The organism is Variovorax sp. TBS-050B, assembly GCF_029893635.1.
In the GTDB taxonomy this organism is placed as follows: Bacteria; Pseudomonadota; Gammaproteobacteria; order Burkholderiales; family Burkholderiaceae_C; genus Variovorax.
Map to the genome: position 1 here is coordinate 524,551 of NZ_JARXYR010000001.1, position 19,049 is coordinate 543,599.

The 19,049-nt window shown below is 72.2% G+C and carries 20 protein-coding genes and 1 pseudogene; 11 read left to right on the top strand and 10 right to left on the bottom strand.

Annotated features, from left to right (window positions below):
* Positions 1–36: 36 nt before the first annotated feature.
* Entirely contained in the window at positions 37–1,458 is a 1,422-nt protein-coding gene (gene hemN / locus M2165_RS02425; RefSeq protein ID WP_280813071.1) for an oxygen-independent coproporphyrinogen III oxidase, read from the bottom strand.
* 124 nt (positions 1,459–1,582) lie between these two features.
* On the opposite strand from hemN, the gene fnr reads away from it, so the two are divergent.
* The gene (gene fnr, locus M2165_RS02430) at positions 1,583–2,296 is read left to right on the top strand and encodes a fumarate/nitrate reduction transcriptional regulator Fnr (RefSeq protein ID WP_280813072.1); all 714 of its coding nucleotides are present in this window, start codon (positions 1,583–1,585) and stop codon (positions 2,294–2,296) included.
* Positions 2,297–2,434: 138 nt separating this feature from the next.
* Entirely contained in the window at positions 2,435–2,806 is a 372-nt protein-coding gene (locus M2165_RS02435) for a hypothetical protein (RefSeq protein WP_280813073.1), read from the top strand.
* 18 nt (positions 2,807–2,824) lie between these two features.
* Here M2165_RS02435 and M2165_RS02440 read toward each other — a convergent pair whose 3' ends face one another.
* Genes M2165_RS02440 through M2165_RS02455 form a run of 4 tightly spaced genes read right to left on the bottom strand, consistent with a single transcriptional unit; the run spans position 2,825 to position 7,187 of the window.
* A complete protein-coding gene (locus M2165_RS02440) occupies positions 2,825–5,053 on the bottom strand; it encodes a xanthine dehydrogenase family protein molybdopterin-binding subunit (protein WP_280813074.1) in 2,229 nt (742 codons plus the stop codon).
* Positions 5,054–5,057: 4 nt separating this feature from the next.
* Entirely contained in the window at positions 5,058–6,053 is a 996-nt protein-coding gene (locus tag M2165_RS02445) for a xanthine dehydrogenase family protein subunit M (RefSeq protein ID WP_280813075.1), read from the bottom strand.
* Positions 6,046–6,699 carry a 2Fe-2S iron-sulfur cluster-binding protein gene (locus M2165_RS02450; protein ID WP_280813076.1) on the bottom strand — a complete coding sequence of 218 codons (654 nt, stop codon included), beginning with the start codon at positions 6,697–6,699 and terminating at the stop codon, positions 6,046–6,048. The genes M2165_RS02445 and M2165_RS02450 overlap by 8 nt, the downstream gene beginning before the upstream one ends.
* Positions 6,700–6,731: 32 nt before the next feature.
* Positions 6,732–7,187: a DoxX family protein gene (locus tag M2165_RS02455; RefSeq protein ID WP_280813077.1), complete on the bottom strand. Its 456-nt coding sequence runs from the start codon at positions 7,185–7,187 to the stop codon at positions 6,732–6,734.
* 113 nt (positions 7,188–7,300) lie between these two features.
* Here M2165_RS02455 and M2165_RS02460 point away from each other — a divergent pair, with 113 nt between their 5' ends.
* From M2165_RS02460 to M2165_RS02480, 5 genes are all read left to right on the top strand, one after another.
* The gene (locus M2165_RS02460; protein ID WP_280813078.1) at positions 7,301–8,239 is read left to right on the top strand and encodes a LysR family transcriptional regulator; all 939 of its coding nucleotides are present in this window, start codon (positions 7,301–7,303) and stop codon (positions 8,237–8,239) included.
* Complete coding sequence (locus M2165_RS02465; RefSeq protein WP_280813079.1) at positions 8,236–8,673, top strand: surface-adhesin E family protein; 438 nt, start codon at positions 8,236–8,238, stop codon at positions 8,671–8,673. Before M2165_RS02460 ends, M2165_RS02465 begins: the two co-directional genes overlap by 4 nt.
* A gap of 77 nt (positions 8,674–8,750) precedes the next feature.
* Positions 8,751–9,488 carry a phosphatase PAP2 family protein gene (locus M2165_RS02470; RefSeq protein ID WP_280813080.1) on the top strand — a complete coding sequence of 246 codons (738 nt, stop codon included), beginning with the start codon at positions 8,751–8,753 and terminating at the stop codon, positions 9,486–9,488.
* Positions 9,485–10,168: a response regulator transcription factor gene (locus M2165_RS02475; RefSeq protein WP_280813081.1), complete on the top strand. Its 684-nt coding sequence runs from the start codon at positions 9,485–9,487 to the stop codon at positions 10,166–10,168. The genes M2165_RS02470 and M2165_RS02475 overlap by 4 nt, the downstream gene beginning before the upstream one ends.
* On the top strand, positions 10,165–11,511 hold the full coding sequence (locus M2165_RS02480) for a HAMP domain-containing sensor histidine kinase (protein WP_280813082.1): 1,347 nt from the start codon (positions 10,165–10,167) through the stop codon (positions 11,509–11,511). The genes M2165_RS02475 and M2165_RS02480 overlap by 4 nt, the downstream gene beginning before the upstream one ends.
* A gap of 13 nt (positions 11,512–11,524) precedes the next feature.
* Here M2165_RS02480 and M2165_RS02485 read toward each other — a convergent pair whose 3' ends face one another.
* The 4 genes and pseudogenes from M2165_RS02485 to M2165_RS02500 form a co-directional block, all read right to left on the bottom strand.
* The gene (locus M2165_RS02485) at positions 11,525–12,244 is read right to left on the bottom strand and encodes an MOSC domain-containing protein (protein WP_280813165.1); all 720 of its coding nucleotides are present in this window, start codon (positions 12,242–12,244) and stop codon (positions 11,525–11,527) included.
* A 126-nt stretch (positions 12,245–12,370) separates the two neighbouring features.
* Positions 12,371–12,931, bottom strand: a pseudogene (locus M2165_RS02490) (glutamine amidotransferase); the annotation flags it as partial.
* A gap of 2 nt (positions 12,932–12,933) precedes the next feature.
* Complete coding sequence (locus M2165_RS02495; protein ID WP_280813083.1) at positions 12,934–13,515, bottom strand: TlpA disulfide reductase family protein; 582 nt, start codon at positions 13,513–13,515, stop codon at positions 12,934–12,936.
* Positions 13,516–13,592: 77 nt separating this feature from the next.
* Positions 13,593–14,147, bottom strand: a complete 555-nt coding sequence (locus M2165_RS02500; protein WP_280813084.1) for a peroxidase-related enzyme — start codon at positions 14,145–14,147, stop codon at positions 13,593–13,595.
* A 99-nt stretch (positions 14,148–14,246) separates the two neighbouring features.
* On the opposite strand from M2165_RS02500, the gene M2165_RS02505 reads away from it, so the two are divergent.
* From M2165_RS02505 to M2165_RS02520, 4 genes are all read left to right on the top strand, one after another.
* Positions 14,247–15,116 (top strand): AraC family transcriptional regulator, encoded by an 870-nt coding sequence (locus M2165_RS02505; RefSeq protein WP_280813085.1) that lies wholly within the window; start codon positions 14,247–14,249, stop codon positions 15,114–15,116.
* Positions 15,117–15,225: 109 nt separating this feature from the next.
* Positions 15,226–16,662, top strand: coding sequence for a cytochrome ubiquinol oxidase subunit I (locus tag M2165_RS02510; protein ID WP_280813086.1), 1,437 nt, complete (start codon positions 15,226–15,228; stop codon positions 16,660–16,662).
* Positions 16,652–17,659: a cytochrome d ubiquinol oxidase subunit II gene (gene cydB / locus M2165_RS02515; RefSeq protein ID WP_280813087.1), complete on the top strand. Its 1,008-nt coding sequence runs from the start codon at positions 16,652–16,654 to the stop codon at positions 17,657–17,659. Before M2165_RS02510 ends, cydB begins: the two co-directional genes overlap by 11 nt.
* Complete coding sequence (locus M2165_RS02520) at positions 17,640–17,795, top strand: DUF2474 domain-containing protein (protein ID WP_280813088.1); 156 nt, start codon at positions 17,640–17,642, stop codon at positions 17,793–17,795. Before cydB ends, M2165_RS02520 begins: the two co-directional genes overlap by 20 nt.
* Here M2165_RS02520 and M2165_RS02525 read toward each other — a convergent pair.
* Entirely contained in the window at positions 17,767–18,933 is a 1,167-nt protein-coding gene (locus M2165_RS02525) for a hypothetical protein (RefSeq protein WP_280813089.1), read from the bottom strand. The two genes, M2165_RS02520 and M2165_RS02525, sit on opposite strands and share 29 nt — an antisense overlap.
* Positions 18,934–19,049: the final 116 nt, after the last annotated feature.

Sequence of the window (19,049 nt, forward strand, 5' to 3'; positions counted from 1 at the left end):
TGAGCGGACTGAGCGGACTGACGGGGCCGCGGCCCGTCAGACGATGCGCGAGAAGCGCGTGCGGTTGCGGTCCGCCTGCAGATAGCGGTCGAACACCATCGCGATGGCGCGCACGAAGAACCACCCGAGCGGCGTGACCTCGATCTCGCGGCTGCGCAGCTCGACGAGGCCCTGCGCGGCCAGCGGCGCGAGTGCCGCGAGCTCGCCCGCGAAATGGCGCCTGAAGTCCACGAGGTGCGCCTGCCCGATCGCCTCGAAGTCCACGTGGCCCTGGCACATCAGCGCCATGATCACCGCGCGCCGGAGCACGTCGTCGCGCGTGAGCGCCAGCCCGCGAACGACCGGCAGCCGGTCCTGGTTCAGCAGGTCGTAGTACTCCTCCAGCGTCTTGGCGTTCTGGCTGTACGTCGCGCCGACGTTCCCGATCGCCGAGACGCCCAGCGCCACCAGGTCGCAATCGGGCTGCGTGCTGTAGCCCTGGAAGTTGCGGTGCAGCCGCCCCTGCCGCTTGGCGACGGCGAGCGGATCGTCGGGCAGCGCGAAATGGTCCATGCCGATGTACACGTAGCCCGCCGCGGTGAGCGCGGCGATCGAGCGCGACAGCATCTGCACCTTGGTGGCCGCGTCCGGCAGCGCGTCGGCCGCGATGCGGCGTTGGGCCTTGAAGCGCTCGGGAAGATGCGCATAGGCGTAGAGCGCGATGCGGTCGGGCCGCAGCTCGCAGACCTGGTGCAGGGTGCGGTCGAAGGAGGCGGTGTCCTGCCGCGGCAGGCCGTAGATGAGGTCGATGTTGATCGAGCCGTAGCCGAGCGAGCGTGCGCTCGCCACCAGGTCGAACACCTGCGCCGCCGGCTGGATGCGGTGCACGGCCTTCTGCACTTCGGGGTCGAAGTCCTGCACCCCGAAGCTCAGGCGGTTGAAGCCCATCGTGGCCAGGCGCTCGAGCCGCGCGCCGTCGACGGTGCGCGGATCGATCTCGATCGACTGTTCGCGCACCGGCGACAGCGTGAACGTGTCGTCGAGCATCGTCACCAGTTCGCGCAGGCCGGCATCGTTCAGGAAGGTCGGCGTGCCGCCGCCCAGGTGCAGCTGGCTGACGACGCCGCCGCGGCCGAGCTGCCGGGCCTGCAGGGCCGCCTCGCGCGCGAGGTAGTCCAGGTACTCCCTGCCCCGGCTCTTGTGCCGCGTGACGATCTTGTTGCAGGCGCAGTAGTAGCACAGCGACTCGCAGAACGGGATGTGCACGTACAGCGACAGCGGCCGGCCGTGCGCACCGAGCTCGCTGCGCTGCCGCAGGGCCTGGGCGTAGTCCTCCGCGGTGAAGGCGTCGACGAACCGGTCCGCGGTGGGATAGGAGGTGTAGCGCGGCCCCGTCACGTCGAAGCGCCGCAGCACCTCCGGCGAAGGCATCACGGGCTCGGGATCGGCAAGGGCTTCGAGGGCAAGGGAGGGATTCATCGCGGCTTCGCAAGGCTGCTGGCAATGGCCCACTATGCGGCGGCTCCGGCCGGCCGGCCTTGATGTGCATCAAGCCTCGCGGCTGCCCTGCGCCACAGAATCGCCCCAACCCCGAAGCCCATCCATGAAAGCCGAGAACGTCAAGGTCGCCTGTTCGAGTTGCTCGCTGCGCGAGCTCTGCATGCCGATCGGCCTCACGCCGGCGGAGCTGCAGCGCGTCGACGAGGTGGTCGCCTCGCGCCGCAAGCTGCGGCGCCGCGAAGTGCTGTTCCGCAACGGCGAAACCTTCGGCGCCCTGTACGCGATCCGCACCGGCTTCTTCAAGACCCGGGTCGCCACCGAGGACGGCCGCGACCAGGTCACCGGCTTCCAGATGGCCGGCGAGATCATCGGCCTCGACGGCATCGTCAACGACCAGCACACCTGCGACGCGGTCGCGCTCGAGGACGCCGAGGTCTGCGTCATGCCCTTCCACCGCATCGAGCAGCTCTCGCGCGAGGTTCCCGCGCTGCAGCGCCATATGCACCAGATCATGAGCCGCGAGATCGTGCGCGAACACGGTGTGATGCTGCTGCTCGGCAGCATGCGGGCGGAGGAGCGGCTCGCGGCCTTCCTGCTCAACCTCGTGCAGCGCCTGCATGCGCGCGGCTTCTCGCGCTCCGAGTTCGTGCTGCGCATGACGCGCGAGGAGATCGGCAGCTACCTCGGCCTCACGCTCGAGACGGTGAGCCGCACGCTGTCGAAGTTCATGGAGGACGGCATCGTGCAGGTGGAAAAGCGCCATCTGCGCATTGCCGACGCCGATGCGCTGCAGCGCATCGTCAATCCGGGCTCCTGACGCCGCCTGCGGTGCGCCCGCGCGGGCCCCCGCCGTGACATTTGGGAACCTTCTTCACCATCGGGATGTGCGCGGCGCCCGGCCGCGGGGCGTTGGAAGACGCACAAGGGCCTTTTTCCGCCCTTTCAGGAACCCAGAATGACTTCTTCGCGAACCGCTCTCAAGCTCGCCGCCGCAGCCCTGGTGGGCGCCGGCGCCCTGCTCGGCGCCGCCTCCGCCAGCGCCGGCACCAGCTGGTCCGTCGGCATCAGCGTCCCGGGCGTGGTGGTGAACGAGCCCGCACCGGTCTACTACGAGCCGGCGCCGGTCTATTCGCGCCCGGCCCCGGTGTACTACCCGCCTGCGCAGCCGGCCTACGTGGTCCCGGCACCCGCCTACGACGCCTCCCGCTGGGAGGAGCGCCGCTGGGAGGAACGCCGCGCCGAACGCTGGGAAGAGCGCCGCGCGCGCCGCGAATGGCGCCGCCGCCAGTGGGAGCGCGAGCACTACTACTACGGCGACCGCGACTGATCCCCCCGTGGGCCGCGCTCAGGCGGCCTGAAGCAGGTCCTCCACCAGCACCGGCAGCTTGCGCAGCCGCCTGCCGGTCGCGTGGAACACCGCGTTCACGATCGCGGGCGCCACGCCCACCATCGCCACCTCGCCGAGCCCCTTCGCGCCGAGCGCGTTGAAGCGCGTGTCGGGCTGGCCGACGAAGTCGACCTCGATGCGGCCGATGTCGGCCGCCACCGGCAGCACGTACTCGGCCAGGTCGGCATTGAGGAAGCCGCCATGGCGCGGATCGACCTCGCTGATCTCGCGCAGCGCCGCGCCGATGCCCCAGACCACGCCGCCCTCGACCTGGCTGCGCGCGGTGCGCGGGCTCACGACCGCGCCGCAGTCGGCCACGCTGACCACGCGCGGCACGCGGATGCGGCGCGTGGTGGGCTCGATGCGCACTTCGACGAAATGCGCGATGAAGCTGAAGGCCACGAAGTCCGGGTACACCGGCCCGGCGGCTGCCGGCAGGCCGCCCGTGAGCCGGCCGTAGACCTGCTCGGGCTGGCCGGGCGCGCGGCGCCGGCTCTCGGCCTCGGCGAAGGGCCGGCCCGATGCGCGCAGCAGCGCGAGCGGCGCGGCATCGGGTGCGGCGCGGTCGGCCTGGGCGCGCAGTTCGTCCACGAGCTGCTCGATCGCCTCCGCCACGGGCGGCAGCGCGGTCGCGGTGCCCCAGGAACCCGCCGTCAGATGCTGCGGCGCGGCGGCGGTGTCGCCGAGCACCACCTCGACCGCCGCGGTGCCGATGCCGAGCGCGCGCGCCGCCGCGACCGCGATCGCGGTGCGCAGGCCCTGTCCCATCTCGTGGCCGCCCACGCTCACGCGCGCGGTGCCGTCGGCGCGCAGCCGCACGCGCGCAACGGCCGGCGCCATCGCGGCCTTGTAGATGCCGAGCGCCACGCCCCAGCCCAGGAGGCTGCCGTCGGGCGCGCGCATCGAGCCCGGCGCCATCGTGCGGCGCTGCCAGCCGAACATCTCGCTGCCGCGCATCAGGCACTCGCGCACATGGCGCGAGGAAAAAGGCTTGCCGGTCAGCGGATCGGCCGCGGCATCGTTCGCGAGCCGGAAGGCCACGGGGTCGCGATCCAGCGCATAGGCCAGTTCGTCGATCGCGCTTTCGAAGGCGAAGGCGGCCGGATGCTCGAAGGGCGCGCGCATGTAGCCGGGCGTCTGCACGTCGGTGCGCACCAGCCGCTCGCGGCCGAGGAAGTGGGGCACGCCGTAGAGCCGCGACGTGATCTCGGTTCCCACCGAAGGGAACAGGTCGTGGCGCGAGGTCTGCTGGTCGATCTCGTGCACCGCCGCGATGAGCCGCCCCTCGCGGTCCGCGCCCAGGCGCACGCGGTGCCGGCCCGCGGGCCGGAAGCTCGTGTTGTGGAACAGCTGCGCCCGCGTCATCAAGAGCTTCACGGGCCGGCCGAGCCGGCGCGCCGCGAGCGCGACCAGCGCGGTGTGCGACTGCAGCGAGTTCTTCTGGCCGAAGCCGCCGCCGAGCGTGGGCGAGAGCACGCGCACCTGCGCCGGATCGAGACCGAGCTGCTTCGCGAGGCCGTGGCGCACGCCCTCGGCGTTCTGCGTCGGTTCGTGCACGGTCAGCATGCCGTCCTGCCACTGCGCGACGGTGGCGATGATCTCCATCGGGTTCTGGTGCTGCGGCGGCAGGTCGTAGCGCTGGTCCACGCGCACCTCGGAGCGCGCGAACGCGGCCTCGGCATCGCCCACGCGACGGTCGGCGAACATCGGCTGCGGCAGCACCTCGGACTGGGCGAGCGGCGCGCCGTCGGCGGCATCGAGCGTGGCGGCGAACGGCGCGGCTTCGTACGCGACCTCGACGCGCGCGGCGGCCTCGCGCGCGGCTTCGAGCGTGTCGGCCACGACCATCGCCACGCTCTGGCCGCGGTAGGCGATCTGGTCCGAACGCAGCGGATAGAAGCTCTGGAAGCCGAAGCCGCCCGCCATCAGGAAGCCGGCGCTCTCGAAAGCCCCGATGTTCTCGTGCGTGAGCACGGCGCGCACGCCGCGCACGCGCTCTGCGGCCGCGGTGTCGATGCGCACGATGCGGCCGCGCGCGATGCGCGAAGGCACGAGCGCGGCATGCAGCAGGCCGGGGCGCGTGTCGTCGGCCGCATAGCGCGTGAGGCCGCGCACCTTGTCGCGCGCATCCACGCGCTCGGCGCCGGGGCGCGCCCTGCGCGCCGCCGTGGGGGTCGAAGTGGCCATCGGTTCAGCTCCTGTCCTTGGCGATCATGAGGGCGTCGGTCACGGTCTCGATGCCGAGCGCGACCTTGAATCCGTTGTGCGCGAGCGGCCGAGCCTCGGCGAACGCCAGCTCGGCCGCGCGCCGCGCCGCGGCGCGCGTGAGCGGCCGGCCGACCAGGCTGCGCTCGGCCTCGTCGGCGCGCCAGGGCCGCGTGGCGACGCCGCCGAGCGCGATGCGTGCATCCGCCACGCGGTTGCCCTGCAGCTGCACCGCCACCGCGGCCGAGGCGAGCGCGAAGGCATACGACTCGCGGTCGCGGACCTTGTGGTACGTCGAGGCCCGGCCGATCGGCCCGCGCGGCACGCGGATGCGCACGATGAGCTCGTCCTCGGCCAGCACCGTCTCCAGGTGCGGCGTGCTGCCGGGCGCGCGATGCAGTTCGCGCACCGGCACCGCGCGCTCGCCGCGCGGGCTCAGCGTGTCGACCACCGCATCGAAGGCCGCGAGCGCCACCGCCATGTCGCCCGGATAGACCGCCACGCAGGCCTCGCTCGCACCCAGCACCGCATGGCCGCGGTTGAGCCCGTCGAGCGCCGCGCAGCCGCTGCCCGGCACGCGCTTGTTGCAGGCGTACTCGCCCGCGCCGCGGAAATAGGCGCAGCGCGTGCGCTGCAGCAGGTTGCCGCCGACGGTCGCCATGTTGCGCAACTGCTGCGAGGCGGCCTTCCACAGCGCTTCGGACAGCGCCGGGAACTCGCGCTGCACGGTCGCATGCTCGGCCACGTCGCTCATCGGCGCCAGCGCGCCGATGCGCAGCTCGCCGCGGCGGCTCGCGTCGATGCCGGCCAGGCCCTCGAGGCGCGTGACGTCGATCACCGTGGCGGGCGACTCCACGCCCAGCTTCATCAGGTCGAACAGCGTGGTGCCGCCCGCGAAGTAGCGCGCACCGGGGCTGTGGCGGGCATGCAGCGCGACAGCTTCGCCGGCCTCGCGCGGACGCAGGTAGGCGAAATCACGCATGGCGGCGGCCCTCCGGCGCCAGCATCTGCGGCGCGGCCGCGCGGATCGCCTCCAGGATGCCCACATAGGCGCCGCAGCGGCAGAGATTGCCGCTCATGTACTCGCGGATCTGCGCGTCGCTCGTGGCATGGCCTTCGCGCACGCAGGCGATCGCGGCCATCACCTGACCCGGTGTGCAGTAGCCGCACTGCAGCGCATCGTGGTCGATGAAGGCCTGCTGCATCGGATGCAGCGCCCCGTCGGCCGACCCGATCCCTTCGATGGTGGTGACCGCGCAGCCGTCGGTCTTGACGGCGAGCGTGAGGCAGGACGCGACCCGGCGACCGTCGACGTGCACCGTGCAGGCGCCGCACTGGCCGTGGTCGCAGCCCTTCTTGGCGCCGGTCAGGCCGAGCTGCTCGCGCAGCATGTCGAGCAGCGAGGTGCGCGGCTGCAGCATCAGCCGGTGCACCTGGCCGTTGACCGTGACCTGCGTGGGCTGGCTGCCTTCGTAGGGACCGGCCGCGGGCGCCGGCCCGTCGGCCGCGCCGGCGGCCGGTGCGGCCGCGGCGCCGAGGCCGGCGGCCGTGGCCATCATGAAGGTGCGCCGGCGAAGCGGCGGCGTGGCGCCGCCCCCGGCGGCGGACAGGGTGTTCAGGGAGGTCATCGTGGAAGTCCTTGTGAAGTCGGCCGCACGATTCAGGCGCGCCGCGCCAGCCATGCATCGACCGAGGCGCGGCCGCCGCCGCGTGCGGCGATCAGCAGCGCGGTGAAGAACAGCATCAGCGGGTACTCGAAGCCGCGGTCGATCCACGGAAAGGTGGGCGCCAGCAGCCAGCAGATCACGAGCATCTGCACCACCACCATCGGCGCCACCAGCCGCGTCAGCAGCCCGGCCGCGAGCATCAGTCCACCCACGCCCTCGAGCAGCGCGACGAACCAGCCGATCGCCGGTGCCGCGGGCAGGTGCAGCACGTTGCCGATCAGGTGGACCGAGCCCGCCATCGGGTCGGCCATGCTGCCGTGGCTGCGGCCCAGCATCTTCGGCAGGCCGTGGGTCATGAGCATCAGGCCGAAGGCCACGCGCAGCAGCAGATAGCTCCAGGGCTCCAGCCGCTCGCAGAAACCGCGCAGTCGCGGCAGGATCGATCGCATCGCAGTGCACTCCTCGGGGTGGGGATGCGCTGGAGTCTGGATGTTTGGCTCCGCCGAATAAATGCCCGAATGTTGTCAATACAATCCAACGAACCTCAACAATCCACGCGCTCATGGACCGTTTCGAGACCATGCGGCTGTTCACGCGCATCGTCGAGCTCGGCAGCTTCACGCAGGCCGCCGTGGCGCTCGACCTGCCGCGCGCCACCGCGACGCACGCGATCAAGCAGCTCGAGGCGCGGCTGCAGGTGCGGCTGCTCGAACGCACCACGCGGCAGGTGCGCACCACGTTCGACGGCCAGGCCTTCTACGACCGCTGCCGCCATCTGCTGCACGAACTCGAGGACGCCGAGTCCTCGCTCGCGCAGCACGCCGTCAACCCGCGCGGGCGGCTGCGCATCGACATCCACGGCGCGCCGGCGAACGAGATCGTGCTGCCGCGCATCGGCGAATTCCATGCGCGCTATCCGAACATCGAACTCGTGATGGGCAGCGGCGACCGGCTGGTGGACCTGGTGCGCGAGGGCGTGGACTGCGTGGTGCGCGCCGGCGAGCCGAAGGACTCCTCGCTCGTGACCCGGCGCCTCGCGCTGATTCCGCAGGTCACCTGCGCGAGCCCGGCCTACCTGGCCGCGCACGGCACGCCGCTGCAGCCTTCGGACCTGGCGCAGCACTGGGCGGTGAACTTCTTCTCGTCCTCGCGCACGGGCGTGTTCCCCTGTGTTTTCGAGGTCGACGGCCGCATCGAGGAGCACTTCATGAAGAGCTGGATCAGCGTCAACAGCGCCGACAGCTACAAGACCTGCGCCGAGCAGGGCTGCGGCATCATCCAGGTGCCGCGCTATGGCGTCGAGGAGCGGCTGCGCCGGGGCACGCTGGTCGAGATCCTCGCGCATGCGCCGTGTCCGCCGATGCTCTACTCGGTGCTCTACCCGCAGGCGCGGCTGCTGTCGCCGCGCGTGCGCGTGTTCATCGACTGGGTGACGCGCTGCTTCGAGGAGCGCTTCGGCAATGCGCACGCCACCACAACGAGCGAAGGAGCAGCAGCGTGAGGTATCGGTACGTGGTCGCAGGGCTGGCGATGTGCGCGGGCCTGGCGTGGGCGCAGCCCGCATGGTTCACGGTCGTGGGCGATCCGCTCGACCGCATGGTCGACACGGTGCAGGTCGATCCCGATCGCGTGACGGGCGACCCCGCGGCCGACGGGGGCACCGTCGAGATGCGGGTGCGCGTGAACCGCGCGGCGCCGCGCTACAACTGGGACGGCATTCCCTACCGGTCGTACGAGTCGCGCGTGGTCTTCGACTGCCGCTCGAAGAGCGCCGCCTACGTCCACGCGCGCTACTACGCCGAGCCGCTGTGGCGCGGCGAGCCGCACCACGAGGCCGACTACGCGGATGCGCCGCGGCCGCTGCGCTTCCGGGACATGACGCCGAACCCCACGGCGCGGATCGTGCGCGCGGCGTGCCGGCTGCGGCCGGGCTGAGGTTCCGATGCGCGGCCGCAATGTTGCCGCAATGTCCGTGCATAGCCTTCCTCGCATCCCATCCATCCGGAGCACCGATGCGACCCCGCCGCCCGCACCCTGTTCGGCCTTCCTGGACCCGGCTGCTCTGGCGCCGCGCCCGCACCCTCTGGCTGCTGAAGATGGCCGGCACCACCCTCGGCATCGGCCTGTTCTTCGTGCTGTATGCCTGGACGCTGCACGGCACCGCGGACCGGGCCGTCACGCTGCCGCTCACCTGGATCGACCGCTGGGTCGGTGTCAGCGAGATCGCGCTGCTGCCCTACGCGTCGCTGTGGCTGTACCTCGCGCTGGCGCCGGCGTTCGCGGCCAACGCGGGGGCGCTTCGCGCGCAGGCCGCGGGGGCGCTGGCGATCGCGAGCCTGGGCCTCGCGAGCTACTGGGTGTTCCCGACCGTCACGCCGGCCTTCGACGTGGACTGGGCGCGCTATCCGCTGCTGCAGTTCCTCAAGAGTTCCGACCCGGGCGGCAACGCCTTCCCCTCGCTGCACGTGGCCTTCGCCTGCTACGCCGCGCTGCTGATCGCGAGCCAGCTCGCCAGCCTCGGGGCGCCGCGCTGGGCGCGGCATCTCAACTGGCTCTGGTGCGCGGCGATCGTGTATTCGACGCTCGCCACGCGCCAGCATGTCTTCGTCGACGTGCTGGGCGGGCTGGCGCTGACGCGGCTCGCGCTGTGCCTCGCGTGGCGCAGGCCGGCCCGCCTGCGCCGGCGCGCGGCGGTGCCGCCGGTGGCCGAGAATCGCGGATCCGTACTGCACCCTTCCTCGCCCCCGTGAAGATCCTCGTTGTCGAAGACGACCTCGACCTGGCCCAGGCGCTCGCCGCGGCGCTGCACGACCAGCTCATGGTGGTGGACACCGCGCTGTCGCTGCGCGAGGCGCGCGAGCTGGCCTTCGATGCGGACCACGACGTGCTGGTGGTCGACAGGAACCTGCCCGACGGCGACGGCCTGTCGCTGATCGAGGAACTGCGCCGCGCCGGCCGCTCGACGCCGGCGCTGGTGCTGACCGCGATCGGCGAGGTCGCGGAGCGCGTGCGCAGCCTCGACCGCGGCGCCGACGACTATCTGGCGAAGCCCTTCTCGATCGACGAACTGATGGCGCGCATCCGCGTGCTCGCGCGGCGGCCGGCCGTGCGCGCGCGGCCGGCCACCCTGGCGGGCCGCCTGCGCTTCGACCACGAGGCGCGCGAGTTCGACGTCGACGGCGAAGCCCTCGTCCTTCCGCGGCGCGAGCTGCTGGTGCTCGAGGCGCTGGTGCTGTCGAAGGGGCGCACCGTGCAGCGGCAGCGCCTGGTCGAACGCGTCTACGGCGACGGCGACGACATCCGCTCGAACTCGCTCGATGCGCATGTCTCGCGGCTGCGTGCCAAGCTCGAGCGCATCGGCGCAGGCGTCGAGATCCATCCGGTGCGCGGCGTCGGCTACCTGCTGCAGGCCGCGGTCCGCGCCGCATGAAGACGCACTCGCTGCGCTGGCGCCTGGTGGGCAGCCTGGTGGCGCTGCAGGTCGCCGCGAGCCTGCTGGTGCTGCTCGGCTTCCTCGCGCTCATGGCCGCGGCCGGACGCTTCGTCGACGAAGGCGGCGACCGCGCGGCGCAGATCATCGGCGGCGCGCTCGGCCACACGCCCGAGGGCCGGCTCGTGCTCACGCCCGATGCGGAGGCGCGGTGGCTGCTCGATGCGGCGCCTTCGCTCTGGTTCGTCGCGCGCGATGCGCAGGGCGAGGAGCTGCGCCGCGGCGAGGTCCCGCCGCGCTACCAGGCACTCGTGCGCGCGCTCGGCGGCATGGGACGCGCCGCGCTCGACCTGGCCGAGCCCAACGCCCGCCCCGCGGCGCGCTTCGAACGCATCGAGACGCCGACCGGGCCCGTCGACCTGATCGTGCAGACGCGCGCGCCGCTGTCCGTGACCGGCAAGTCCGCATGGGTCACGATCGCGTTCCTGATCCTGGTGGCGCCGATCCTGCTCGTCACGGGACTGGTGGTGGTGATCGCCACGCCCTTCGTGATCCGCCGCGGCCTCGAGGGCGTGGTCGCCACCGCGGCGAGGGCCGAGCAGATGGACGTCGACCGGCTCGCCACCCGGCTGCCGCTCGAGGGCGTGGCGGCCGAGGTCCGGCCGCTGGTGGAGGCGGTCAACCGCGCCTTCGACCGCCTCGACGACGGCTACCGCCGCCAGGAGCGCTTCCTCGCCGATGCGGCGCACGAGCTGCGCACGCCGATCACCACGCTGCGCATCCAGGTCGAGTCGCTGCCGCACGAGAACGCCGAGAAGGCCCGGCTGGTGCGCGCCACCACGCGCCTCGTGACGCTGGCCGAGCAGCTGCTCGACCTCGAGCGGCTGCGGCGCGTCGCCGTCGCCGGCGACCTCGTCGACCTGCGCGCGCTGTGCGAGCGCGTGGCCGCGGACCTCGCGCCGCTGGTGATCCGGAACGGCGGTTCGCTGTCGGTCGAGGCGCCGCAGCCGGTGTTCGCGCGCGCGGACGCGACCTCGATCGAACGCGCGGTGTCGAACCTGGTGCAGAACGCCACCGAGCACGGCGGCGCAGGCTGCGAGATCCAGGTCCACGTGCGCGCGCCCGCGACCGTCGAGGTCTGCGATTCGGGACCGGGCATCCCGGTGCACGAGCGCGAGCGCGTGGTGGCGCCCTTCCACCGCATCCATCCGCGCGGCAGCGGCGCCGGCCTTGGCCTGCATCTGGTGGCCGAGGTGGCACGGCTGCACCAGGGCAGCCTCACCGTCGGCGCCTCGCACCTCGGCGGCGCGCGCATGCGGCTCCAACTCGGGACGGGCCTCTAGCGCTCGGGCGCCTTCAGGCGCCCTCGTCCCCGGCTTCCGGCCTGCCGAGCCGCGGCCCCCAGTCCTCGACCTCTCTCGACTCCACCCGGCGCCGGAAGGTGAGCCGCCAGCGTTCGGCCAGCGACGCAAGCTCGGCCGCCTGCGCCCACTCGGGCGCGTGCTGTACGTCGCGCGCGAACAGCAAGGCGATCAGGCGCGCGAGCGGCCACGCGGGATGCGGCCGGTCGACGAGCGTCATGGCCGCGCCGGCGCGCACCCAGCCGGGCTCCAGCGTGCGGTAGTACCAGCCCGTGCGGCCGCTGGCCTGCATCTGCCGCGCCATGCCGGGTTCGCCGAAGCGCGCATCGAGCTTCCAGCAGGGCTGCCGGCCCTGCGAGACCTGCACCAGCGCCTCGCCGAGCCGCACCACGTCGCCGACGCACACCGTGGATTCGTCCCAGCCCTGCGTCGAGAGGTTCTCGCCGAAGGCGCCGGCGTGGGCGAGCAGGTCGGTGCGGCGGCTCCACGCACCCCACGCCGCGTAGTGCTCGTGCGGATAGTGGTGCACGGCCTTTTCGGGCCCGCCATGGATGCGCAGGTCGGCCTGCGCATCGCCCTGCAGCCCCGTGGGCGAGAGCCACAGCGCATGCGCGACCGGCGACTTGCCGATGGCGCTCGCGGTGCGGCCGTCGGGCAGCAGGCCCACGGCGCCGACGAGCAGCGCATCGACGGTGGTCGGCGCGAGCGGGCTCATCGCAGCTCGTCCAGCCAGCGCGCGAGCATGGCCGTCGCTGCCGCGCGCGTCGCATCGCCGAGCGCCGCACTCTGCGCGCAAGGCGGGCACGTCGATGCCCGCTGCCGCCAGTTCGCAGGCATGGCCGATCAGCCAGGCTTCGATGCGCGCGGGATCGGCCTCGGGATGGAACTGCAGCGCGAGCGCATGCCCGCCGTGCCGGAAGGCCTGGTGCGGCGTCGCCGCCGTGCGCGCGAGCAGCTCGCCGCCCGGCGGCAGGTCGAAGGTGTCGCCGTGCCAGTGCAGCACCGGCACATCCGCGAGCGGCGCGAGGCACGAGGCCGCGCCCGCTTCGCTCAGCGCGACCGGGGCCCATCCGATCTCCTTGGCCGGTGCGGCATGCACGCGCGCGCCGAGCGCCCGTGCCATGAGCTGCGCGCCGAGGCACAGGCCCAGCGTGGGGCGCCGCAGCGCGAGGCGCGCGCGCAGGCCCGCGATCTCGTCGTCGAGGAAGGGGTAGCCGCGCGTGTCGTAGGCCGCGATCGGGCCGCCGAGCACGACCACGAGATCGGCCTCGCGCCATTCCTCTTCGCGCAAAGGCGCGATGCCGGCCTGGCGGTAGCTGATGCGGTAGCCCGCGCGCGCGAGCGGTTCGGCGAAGAGGCCGAGGTCCTCGAAGGCGAGGTGCTGCAGGGCAATGCATTGCATGGTCAGGTGCCCTCCGCGCCGGTGCCGAGGCCGCAGCCCTTCTGCGCATCGCAGCCTGCATCGTCCGGCACGCCGGCTTCTTCAGGCGCCGCCGCGACCAGCGGCGATTCGGCCGCTTCGGCCGCCAGCTGGCCGATCGCCGCGCCCACGGCCATGTCGTCGAGCAGGCCGAAGTGGCTCAGCCGGATGCGGCCCTGGCGGTCGATCAGCACGGTGCTCGGCGTGCCCTGCAGCTGGTAGGCGCGCATGGTCGCGGGGATGCTGCTGCCGGCCACGGGCCGGTCGATGCCGATCGGGAAGGTGTAGCGGTATTCGCGCACGAAAGCGTCGAGCGCCGCGGGCGTCATCACCGCATGGTGCTCGAACACCGTGTGCAGCCCGATCACGGCGACGTCGCGCGCGGCGAAGAGCTGGCGCATCTTGCGCGCCTGCGGCAGGCCGTGCGAGACGCAGGCCGGGCAGAGCATCTGGAACGCATGCAGCACGACGATGCGGCCGCGCAGCGCCGCGAGCGTCGGCTCGGTCTCGGTGTTGAGCCACTGCGCGACCTGCAGTGCGGGAGCTTCGGGATGGTGGTGGGTCATGGTGCTGGCTCCGGTTCGAGGGGCGACGCCGGGGCGCGGCGGCGGCCCGCCCCGGCAGTCTGCCCGAGGATGCGCGCTCAGGCCGCGGCCGGGCGCAGCTTCACGCCGGGGAAATCCACCGGCACCGCGAAGGCCACGTTCACGTAGTTGGTGAAGAGATTCAGCGCCACGTGCGCGACGATCTCGACGATGTGCGCATCGTCGAAGCCCGCGTCGCGCAGCGCCTGCACGTCCGCCTCGCCCACGTGGCCGCGGCGCTCGACGAGCTGCAGCGCGAAGCGCAGCGCCGCGCCGGTGCGCGGATCGGCCGATTCGCCGAGCTGCGCGGCCGCCATCTCGGCCGCGCCGACGCCGGCCTTGCGGCCCAGCGCGGTGTGCGCCGCAAGGCAGTAGTCGCAGCCGTTGTAGTTGGCGACCGCCACGGCGATCTGCTCGCCGAGCGGCGCGGGGATCACGCCACCGCCGAGGGCGCCGAACGATCCCCACATGCTCTGGAGCGCGGCCGGCGACCGGGCCACGGTGCGGAACATGTTGGGGGTGGCGCCGAAGGCACCGTGGATCTGCGCGAGCACGGCCTTGGCTTCCGGGCTGGCGGTGGTGTCGGTCACGGGGTCGATGCGGGCGGAGGACATGAGAGGTTCCTTGGTTGAAGTGATGTCGGTGCAGGCAGTTTGCGCCAGCTCTTTGTATGATGGGTATCGTTTGATCCATCGAACATATCTTTTCGTCCAATGACGCCCATGCCAGCGATAGACCGGCTCTCGTCCCTGCTCGAGCGCTTCCGCGTGCGCACGCAGCTGTTCCATGCCGGTCCGCTGTGCGGCGTGACGAGTTTTGCGCCCGAGAAGGGGCGCGGCTTCCTGCATGTGCTGCGACGCGGCGAGATGGTCGTGACCCATCCGTCGCGCGCGGGCGTGTCGCGCCGCATCACCGTGCGCGAGCCGAGCCTGCTGTTCTATCCGCGGCCGCTCGCGCACCACTTCCACAACCCGCCGGTCGAGGGCTCGGACTTCGTCTGCGCCACGGTCGCGTTCGACGACGGCGAGGCGCATCCGCTCGCGCGTGCGCTGCCTGCGCTGGTGCGGCTGCCGCTGCGCGCGGTCGACGGGCTCGAGCAGTCGCTCGCGCTGCTGTTCGGCGAGACCACGCGCGTGCAATGCGGCCACCGGCTGCTCGCGGACCGGCTGTTCGAGGTGGTGCTGATCCAGCTGCTGCGCTGGCTGCTCGACCATCCGGAGGAAGGCGCATTGCCGGTCGGCCTGCTCACCGGCCTCGGCGATCCGCCGCTCGCACGGCTGCTGGTCGCGCTGCACGAGCGCCCGGGCGACGCTTGGCGGCTCGACCAGATGGCGCGCGAGGCGGGCCTGTCGCGCAGCGCGCTCGCGGCGCGCTTCAAGGCGGTGGTCGGCACCACGCCCGCGGACTACCTCGCCGACTGGCGCCTGTCGATCGCGCAGGCCGAGCTGCGGCGCGGCGCTCCGGTGAAGGCGATCGCGGACCAGCTCGGCTACGCGAATGCATCGGCGCTGTCGCGGCTGTTCGCGCAGCGGGTGGGCGTGTCGCCGCGCGAATGGCTCGCGGCGCAGCAGCACGCGCTGTGACAAAACGTCCAAGACAAAAGGTCCAATTCACAGGCGCGCCGGCAGGGCGTCCAATGCTGTTCATCCGCCGCATCGCGGCCCGACGCCCACTGCCGGAGTGCTGTCCCTCATGGACTCCCTCGTTCTCGCCAGAATCCAGTTCGGTTTCACGATCTCGTTCCACATCATCTTCCCGGCGCTGACCATCGGGCTGGCGAGCTACCTGGCCGTGCTGGAGGCGCTGTGGCTGCGCACGCAGCGCCAGGTCTACCTCGATCTCTACGAGTTCTGGATCAAGGTCTTCGCCGTCGCCTTCGGCATGGGCGTGGTCTCCGGCCTCGTCATGGCCTACCAGTTCGGCACCAACTGGAGCAACTTCTCGCGCTTCGCAGGCGGCATCACCGGACCCCTGCTCGCCTACGAAGTGCTCACCGCCTTCTTCCTCGAAGCGGGCTTCCTCGGCGTCATGCTCTTCGGGCGCCAGCGCGTCGGCCCCGCACTGCACTTCGTCTCCACCCTCGCCGTCGCCCTCGGCACCCTCGTCTCCGCCACCTGGATCCTCGCCTCCAACAGCTGGATGCACACCCCCCAGGGCCACGCCATCATCGACGGGCGCGTGGTGCCGGTCGACTGGTTCCAGGTCATCTTCAACCCCTCCTTCCCCTACCGCCTCGCCCACACCGTGGTCGCCTCCTACATCGCCACCGCGCTCATGGTCGCGGGCGGCGCGGCCTGGCACCTGCTGCGCGGCCACGACAACACCCGCGTGCGCACCATGCTCTCGATGGCGCTGTGGATGCTACTCGCGGCCGCGCCGATCCAGGCGCTGATCGGCGACCAGCACGGCCTCAACACCCTCGAGCACCAGCCCGCCAAGCTCGCCGCCATCGAAGGCCACTGGGAGCGCTCGCCCGAGGGCGAGGGCGTGCCGCTGATCCTCTTCGGCTGGCCCGGCATGGCCGCCGAGACCACGCGCTATGCGCTGGAGATCCCGCGCGCGGGCAGCCTGCTGCTCACCCACAGCCGGGACGGCCAGATCCCCGCGCTCAAGGACTTCGCGCCCGCGGACCGTCCCAACGCCACGGTCGTGTTCTGGACCTTCCGCACCATGGTCGGCCTGGGCCTGCTGATGATCGCGCTCGCCTTCTGGGGGCTATGGCTGCGCCGCGGCGACCGGCTCTATGCGAAGCGCGGCTTCCTGCGCTTCGCGCTCGCGATGTCGCCCGCCGGGCTCGCGGCCATCCTCGCGGGCTGGTACACCACCGAGATCGGGCGCCAGCCCTGGATCGTGCAGGGCCTGATGCGCACGGCCGAGGCGGCGTCGCCCCAGCATTCGGCGGCGCAGGTGGGGTTCACGCTGGCGCTTTTCGTCATCGTGTACTTCGTGGTCTTCGGCGCGGGCACGGCCTACGGGCTGCGCCTGATCGCCAAGGGGCCGGCGAGCGACGAGGCCGCGCATCCGGCACGCGGCGGGCCGGGCGCGCCGCGCACGCCGGCGCGGCCGCTGTCGGCGGCGGGGGAGGAAGAGATCAGCGAACGCAACGAGGAGCACCGCCATGGGCATTGACCTGCCGCTGATCTGGGCCGTGATCATCCTGTTCGGGATCATGATGTACGTGGTGATGGACGGCTTCGACCTGGGCATCGGGATCCTGTTTCCGTTCGTGCCGGCGAAGGAAGACCGCGACGTGCTGATGAACACGGTCGCACCGGTCTGGGACGGCAACGAGACCTGGCTGGTGCTGGGCGGGGCGGGGCTCTTGGCGGCCTTCCCGCTCGCCTATGCGGTGATCCTGAGCGCGTTCTACCTGCCGCTGATCCTGATGCTCGTCGGGCTGGTCTTTCGCGGGGTGGCCTTCGAGTTCCGCTTCAAGGCGCGCGCGGGCCGGCGGCGCTGGTGGGACCATGCCTTCATCGGCGGCTCGGTGACGGCGGCCTTCTTCCAGGGCGTGACGCTCGGGGCCTTTCTGGACGGGGTGCCGGTGGTGGATGGCAACTACGCAGGCGGGGCCTTCGACTGGGTGTCGGCGTTCTCGCTCTTCACGGGCCTGGCGCTGGTGGCGGCCTATGCGCTGCTGGGGGCGACGTGGCTGGTGATGAAGACCGAGGGCCGGCTACAGGACCGCATGCGCGCGCTGGCGCGACCGCTGGTGTGGCTGATGCTGGCGGTGGTGGTGGCGATCAGCCTCTGGACGCCGCTCGCGCACGCGGCGATCGCGAAGCGCTGGTTCAGCTGGCCGAACCTGCTGTGGTTCTCGCCGGTGCCGCTGCTGGTGGGGCTGGTGGCGTGGCGCCTCCTGCAAGGGTTGAAGGGCGAGGGGCATGCCTCGCCTTTCGTATTGACGCTGGCGCTGCTGTTCCTGGGCTACACGGGGCTGGGCATCAGCCTGTGGCCGAACGTGGTGCCGCCCGCGATCAGCATCTGGCAGGCGGCGGGGCCGCCGCAGAGCCTGGGCTTTGCGCTGGTGGGGGCGCTGTTGATCATTCCGGTGATCCTGATGTACACGGCCTGGAGCTACTGGGTGTTCCGCGGCAAGGTGCGCCATGGCGACGGGTACCACTGAGCGCGCGCGGTCGCGCGGCAGGTGGCTGCGGCGCTTCGGGTGGCTGGTGCTGCTGTGGATCGCCGGCGTCGCGTCCACCGGCGCGCTCGCGATGCTGATGCGCTATCTCATGGCGTGGGCAGGGCTGGTGCGCTAGCGGCCGGCGCGGCTTCGAGCCGCAGGCCTTCGGCCCTGCCGTCCGCAAGCGCGAGCTCGAAGCGCATCTGCGAGTCGTCGACGCGCAGCTGCAGCGAGAGCGCCGCCTTCAACCGCGCCGCGCCCAGCGCGAAGCCGCCCCAGTCCGCCACCGCATCGCGCGCCGTCAGCGACGCGATTTCCGCCGTGAGGCCGCGTCCCACGGACTCGGCATGCAGCGCCACCACATGGCCGCCGCCCTCGTTGGCCTCGACGAAGACCTGCAGCCCCGGCATCGCGACGAGGCCGTCGCCGAGCCGCAGCTCGCCCGACAGCGCCGTGCGCCCGAGCAGCAGCCGCGCCTGTTCGGTCAGGCCCTGGCCGGGCCCACGCCGGCCCTGGCGCAGCATCGATTCGGCGAACTCCTGGAGCCGCAGGCTGCCGCGCTCCGAGATCCACGGACCGAGCAGCGCGCCGCGGCGCTCGAACGTCACGCCCGCGACCGGCGCCGCGGCGAACTGGTAGAGGTAGCTGCGGCCGTCGGGCGCATCGACGTACAGGCCCATCTTGCTCACGCCCATGCGCGAGTCGGGCCCGACATGCTCGACCGTCGCATCGTTGAAGTCGATGCCGCCCGCGCGGATCGGCACCGTCACGTCGGCATCGAACAGCAGGTGCGCATCGGTGATGCGGCTGCGGACCGTGCCCTCGGCGGCCGCGAGCGGATCGAGCCGCCATGCGTCGTCCCGCGCCTGGCCCGCGGCCACGCCTGCAGCAGGCGCCGACGCAGCCGGCGCCTGCATGGCCTCCCGCAGCTTGCGCACTTGCGGCGGCAGCGCCACCGGGCCGTGCAGCTTCAATCCCGAGAAGGCGGCCTCGCGTGCCTGGAGCGACACCATGCGCGCGGTGCCGCCGTCGGCGCGCACCTGCGCGGCGAGCCCCTGCACATCGATGCGCTCGACCTCGAGCCCATGCGCGCCCGATGCGATCCGCAGCGCCATCGCTTCGAGCCGCTCGATGCCGATCTCGAACGCGCCGTCCTCGCGGGGCCGGCATGTCAGGCCTTCGATCGTGCAGCGGTTGCGCCCGGCCGAGCCCGTCGCGCCGAGCTGCAGGCCCAATGCGAGTTCGAGGAGGGAGGCCGCGAGCGAAACGGTCATGCGCCCGTTCTACAGGGCGCCGCCGGTCCACCTCCGGCGCCGACGGCGCCTGTGCCTGTCCGACAAAGCCGCGCGGACCGGTCGGTTGCGAATCATCCAGACGGCATCGGGAGAAT

Excerpts from the sequence above, each read along its gene's own strand:
- hemN (WP_280813071.1), bottom strand. The coding sequence starts at position 1,458 with ATGAATCCCTCCCTTGCCCTCGAAGCCCTTGCCGATCCCGAGCCCGTG.
- fnr (WP_280813072.1), top strand. The coding sequence starts at position 1,583 with ATGAAAGCCGAGAACGTCAAGGTCGCCTGTTCGAGTTGCTCGCTGCGC.
- M2165_RS02435 (WP_280813073.1), top strand. The coding sequence starts at position 2,435 with ATGACTTCTTCGCGAACCGCTCTCAAGCTCGCCGCCGCAGCCCTGGTG.
- M2165_RS02440 (WP_280813074.1), bottom strand. The coding sequence starts at position 5,053 with ATGGCCACTTCGACCCCCACGGCGGCGCGCAGGGCGCGCCCCGGCGCC.
- M2165_RS02445 (WP_280813075.1), bottom strand. The coding sequence starts at position 6,053 with ATGCGTGATTTCGCCTACCTGCGTCCGCGCGAGGCCGGCGAAGCTGTC.
- M2165_RS02450 (WP_280813076.1), bottom strand. The coding sequence starts at position 6,699 with ATGACCTCCCTGAACACCCTGTCCGCCGCCGGGGGCGGCGCCACGCCG.
- M2165_RS02455 (WP_280813077.1), bottom strand. The coding sequence starts at position 7,187 with ATGCGATCGATCCTGCCGCGACTGCGCGGTTTCTGCGAGCGGCTGGAG.
- M2165_RS02460 (WP_280813078.1), top strand. The coding sequence starts at position 7,301 with ATGGACCGTTTCGAGACCATGCGGCTGTTCACGCGCATCGTCGAGCTC.
- M2165_RS02470 (WP_280813080.1), top strand. The coding sequence starts at position 8,751 with ATGCGACCCCGCCGCCCGCACCCTGTTCGGCCTTCCTGGACCCGGCTG.
- M2165_RS02480 (WP_280813082.1), top strand. The coding sequence starts at position 10,165 with ATGAAGACGCACTCGCTGCGCTGGCGCCTGGTGGGCAGCCTGGTGGCG.
- M2165_RS02485 (WP_280813165.1), bottom strand. The coding sequence starts at position 12,244 with ATGAGCCCGCTCGCGCCGACCACCGTCGATGCGCTGCTCGTCGGCGCC.
- M2165_RS02495 (WP_280813083.1), bottom strand. The coding sequence starts at position 13,515 with ATGACCCACCACCATCCCGAAGCTCCCGCACTGCAGGTCGCGCAGTGG.
- M2165_RS02500 (WP_280813084.1), bottom strand. The coding sequence starts at position 14,147 with ATGTCCTCCGCCCGCATCGACCCCGTGACCGACACCACCGCCAGCCCG.
- M2165_RS02505 (WP_280813085.1), top strand. The coding sequence starts at position 14,247 with ATGACGCCCATGCCAGCGATAGACCGGCTCTCGTCCCTGCTCGAGCGC.
- M2165_RS02510 (WP_280813086.1), top strand. The coding sequence starts at position 15,226 with ATGGACTCCCTCGTTCTCGCCAGAATCCAGTTCGGTTTCACGATCTCG.
- cydB (WP_280813087.1), top strand. The coding sequence starts at position 16,652 with ATGGGCATTGACCTGCCGCTGATCTGGGCCGTGATCATCCTGTTCGGG.
- M2165_RS02520 (WP_280813088.1), top strand. The coding sequence starts at position 17,640 with ATGGCGACGGGTACCACTGAGCGCGCGCGGTCGCGCGGCAGGTGGCTG.
- M2165_RS02525 (WP_280813089.1), bottom strand. The coding sequence starts at position 18,933 with ATGACCGTTTCGCTCGCGGCCTCCCTCCTCGAACTCGCATTGGGCCTG.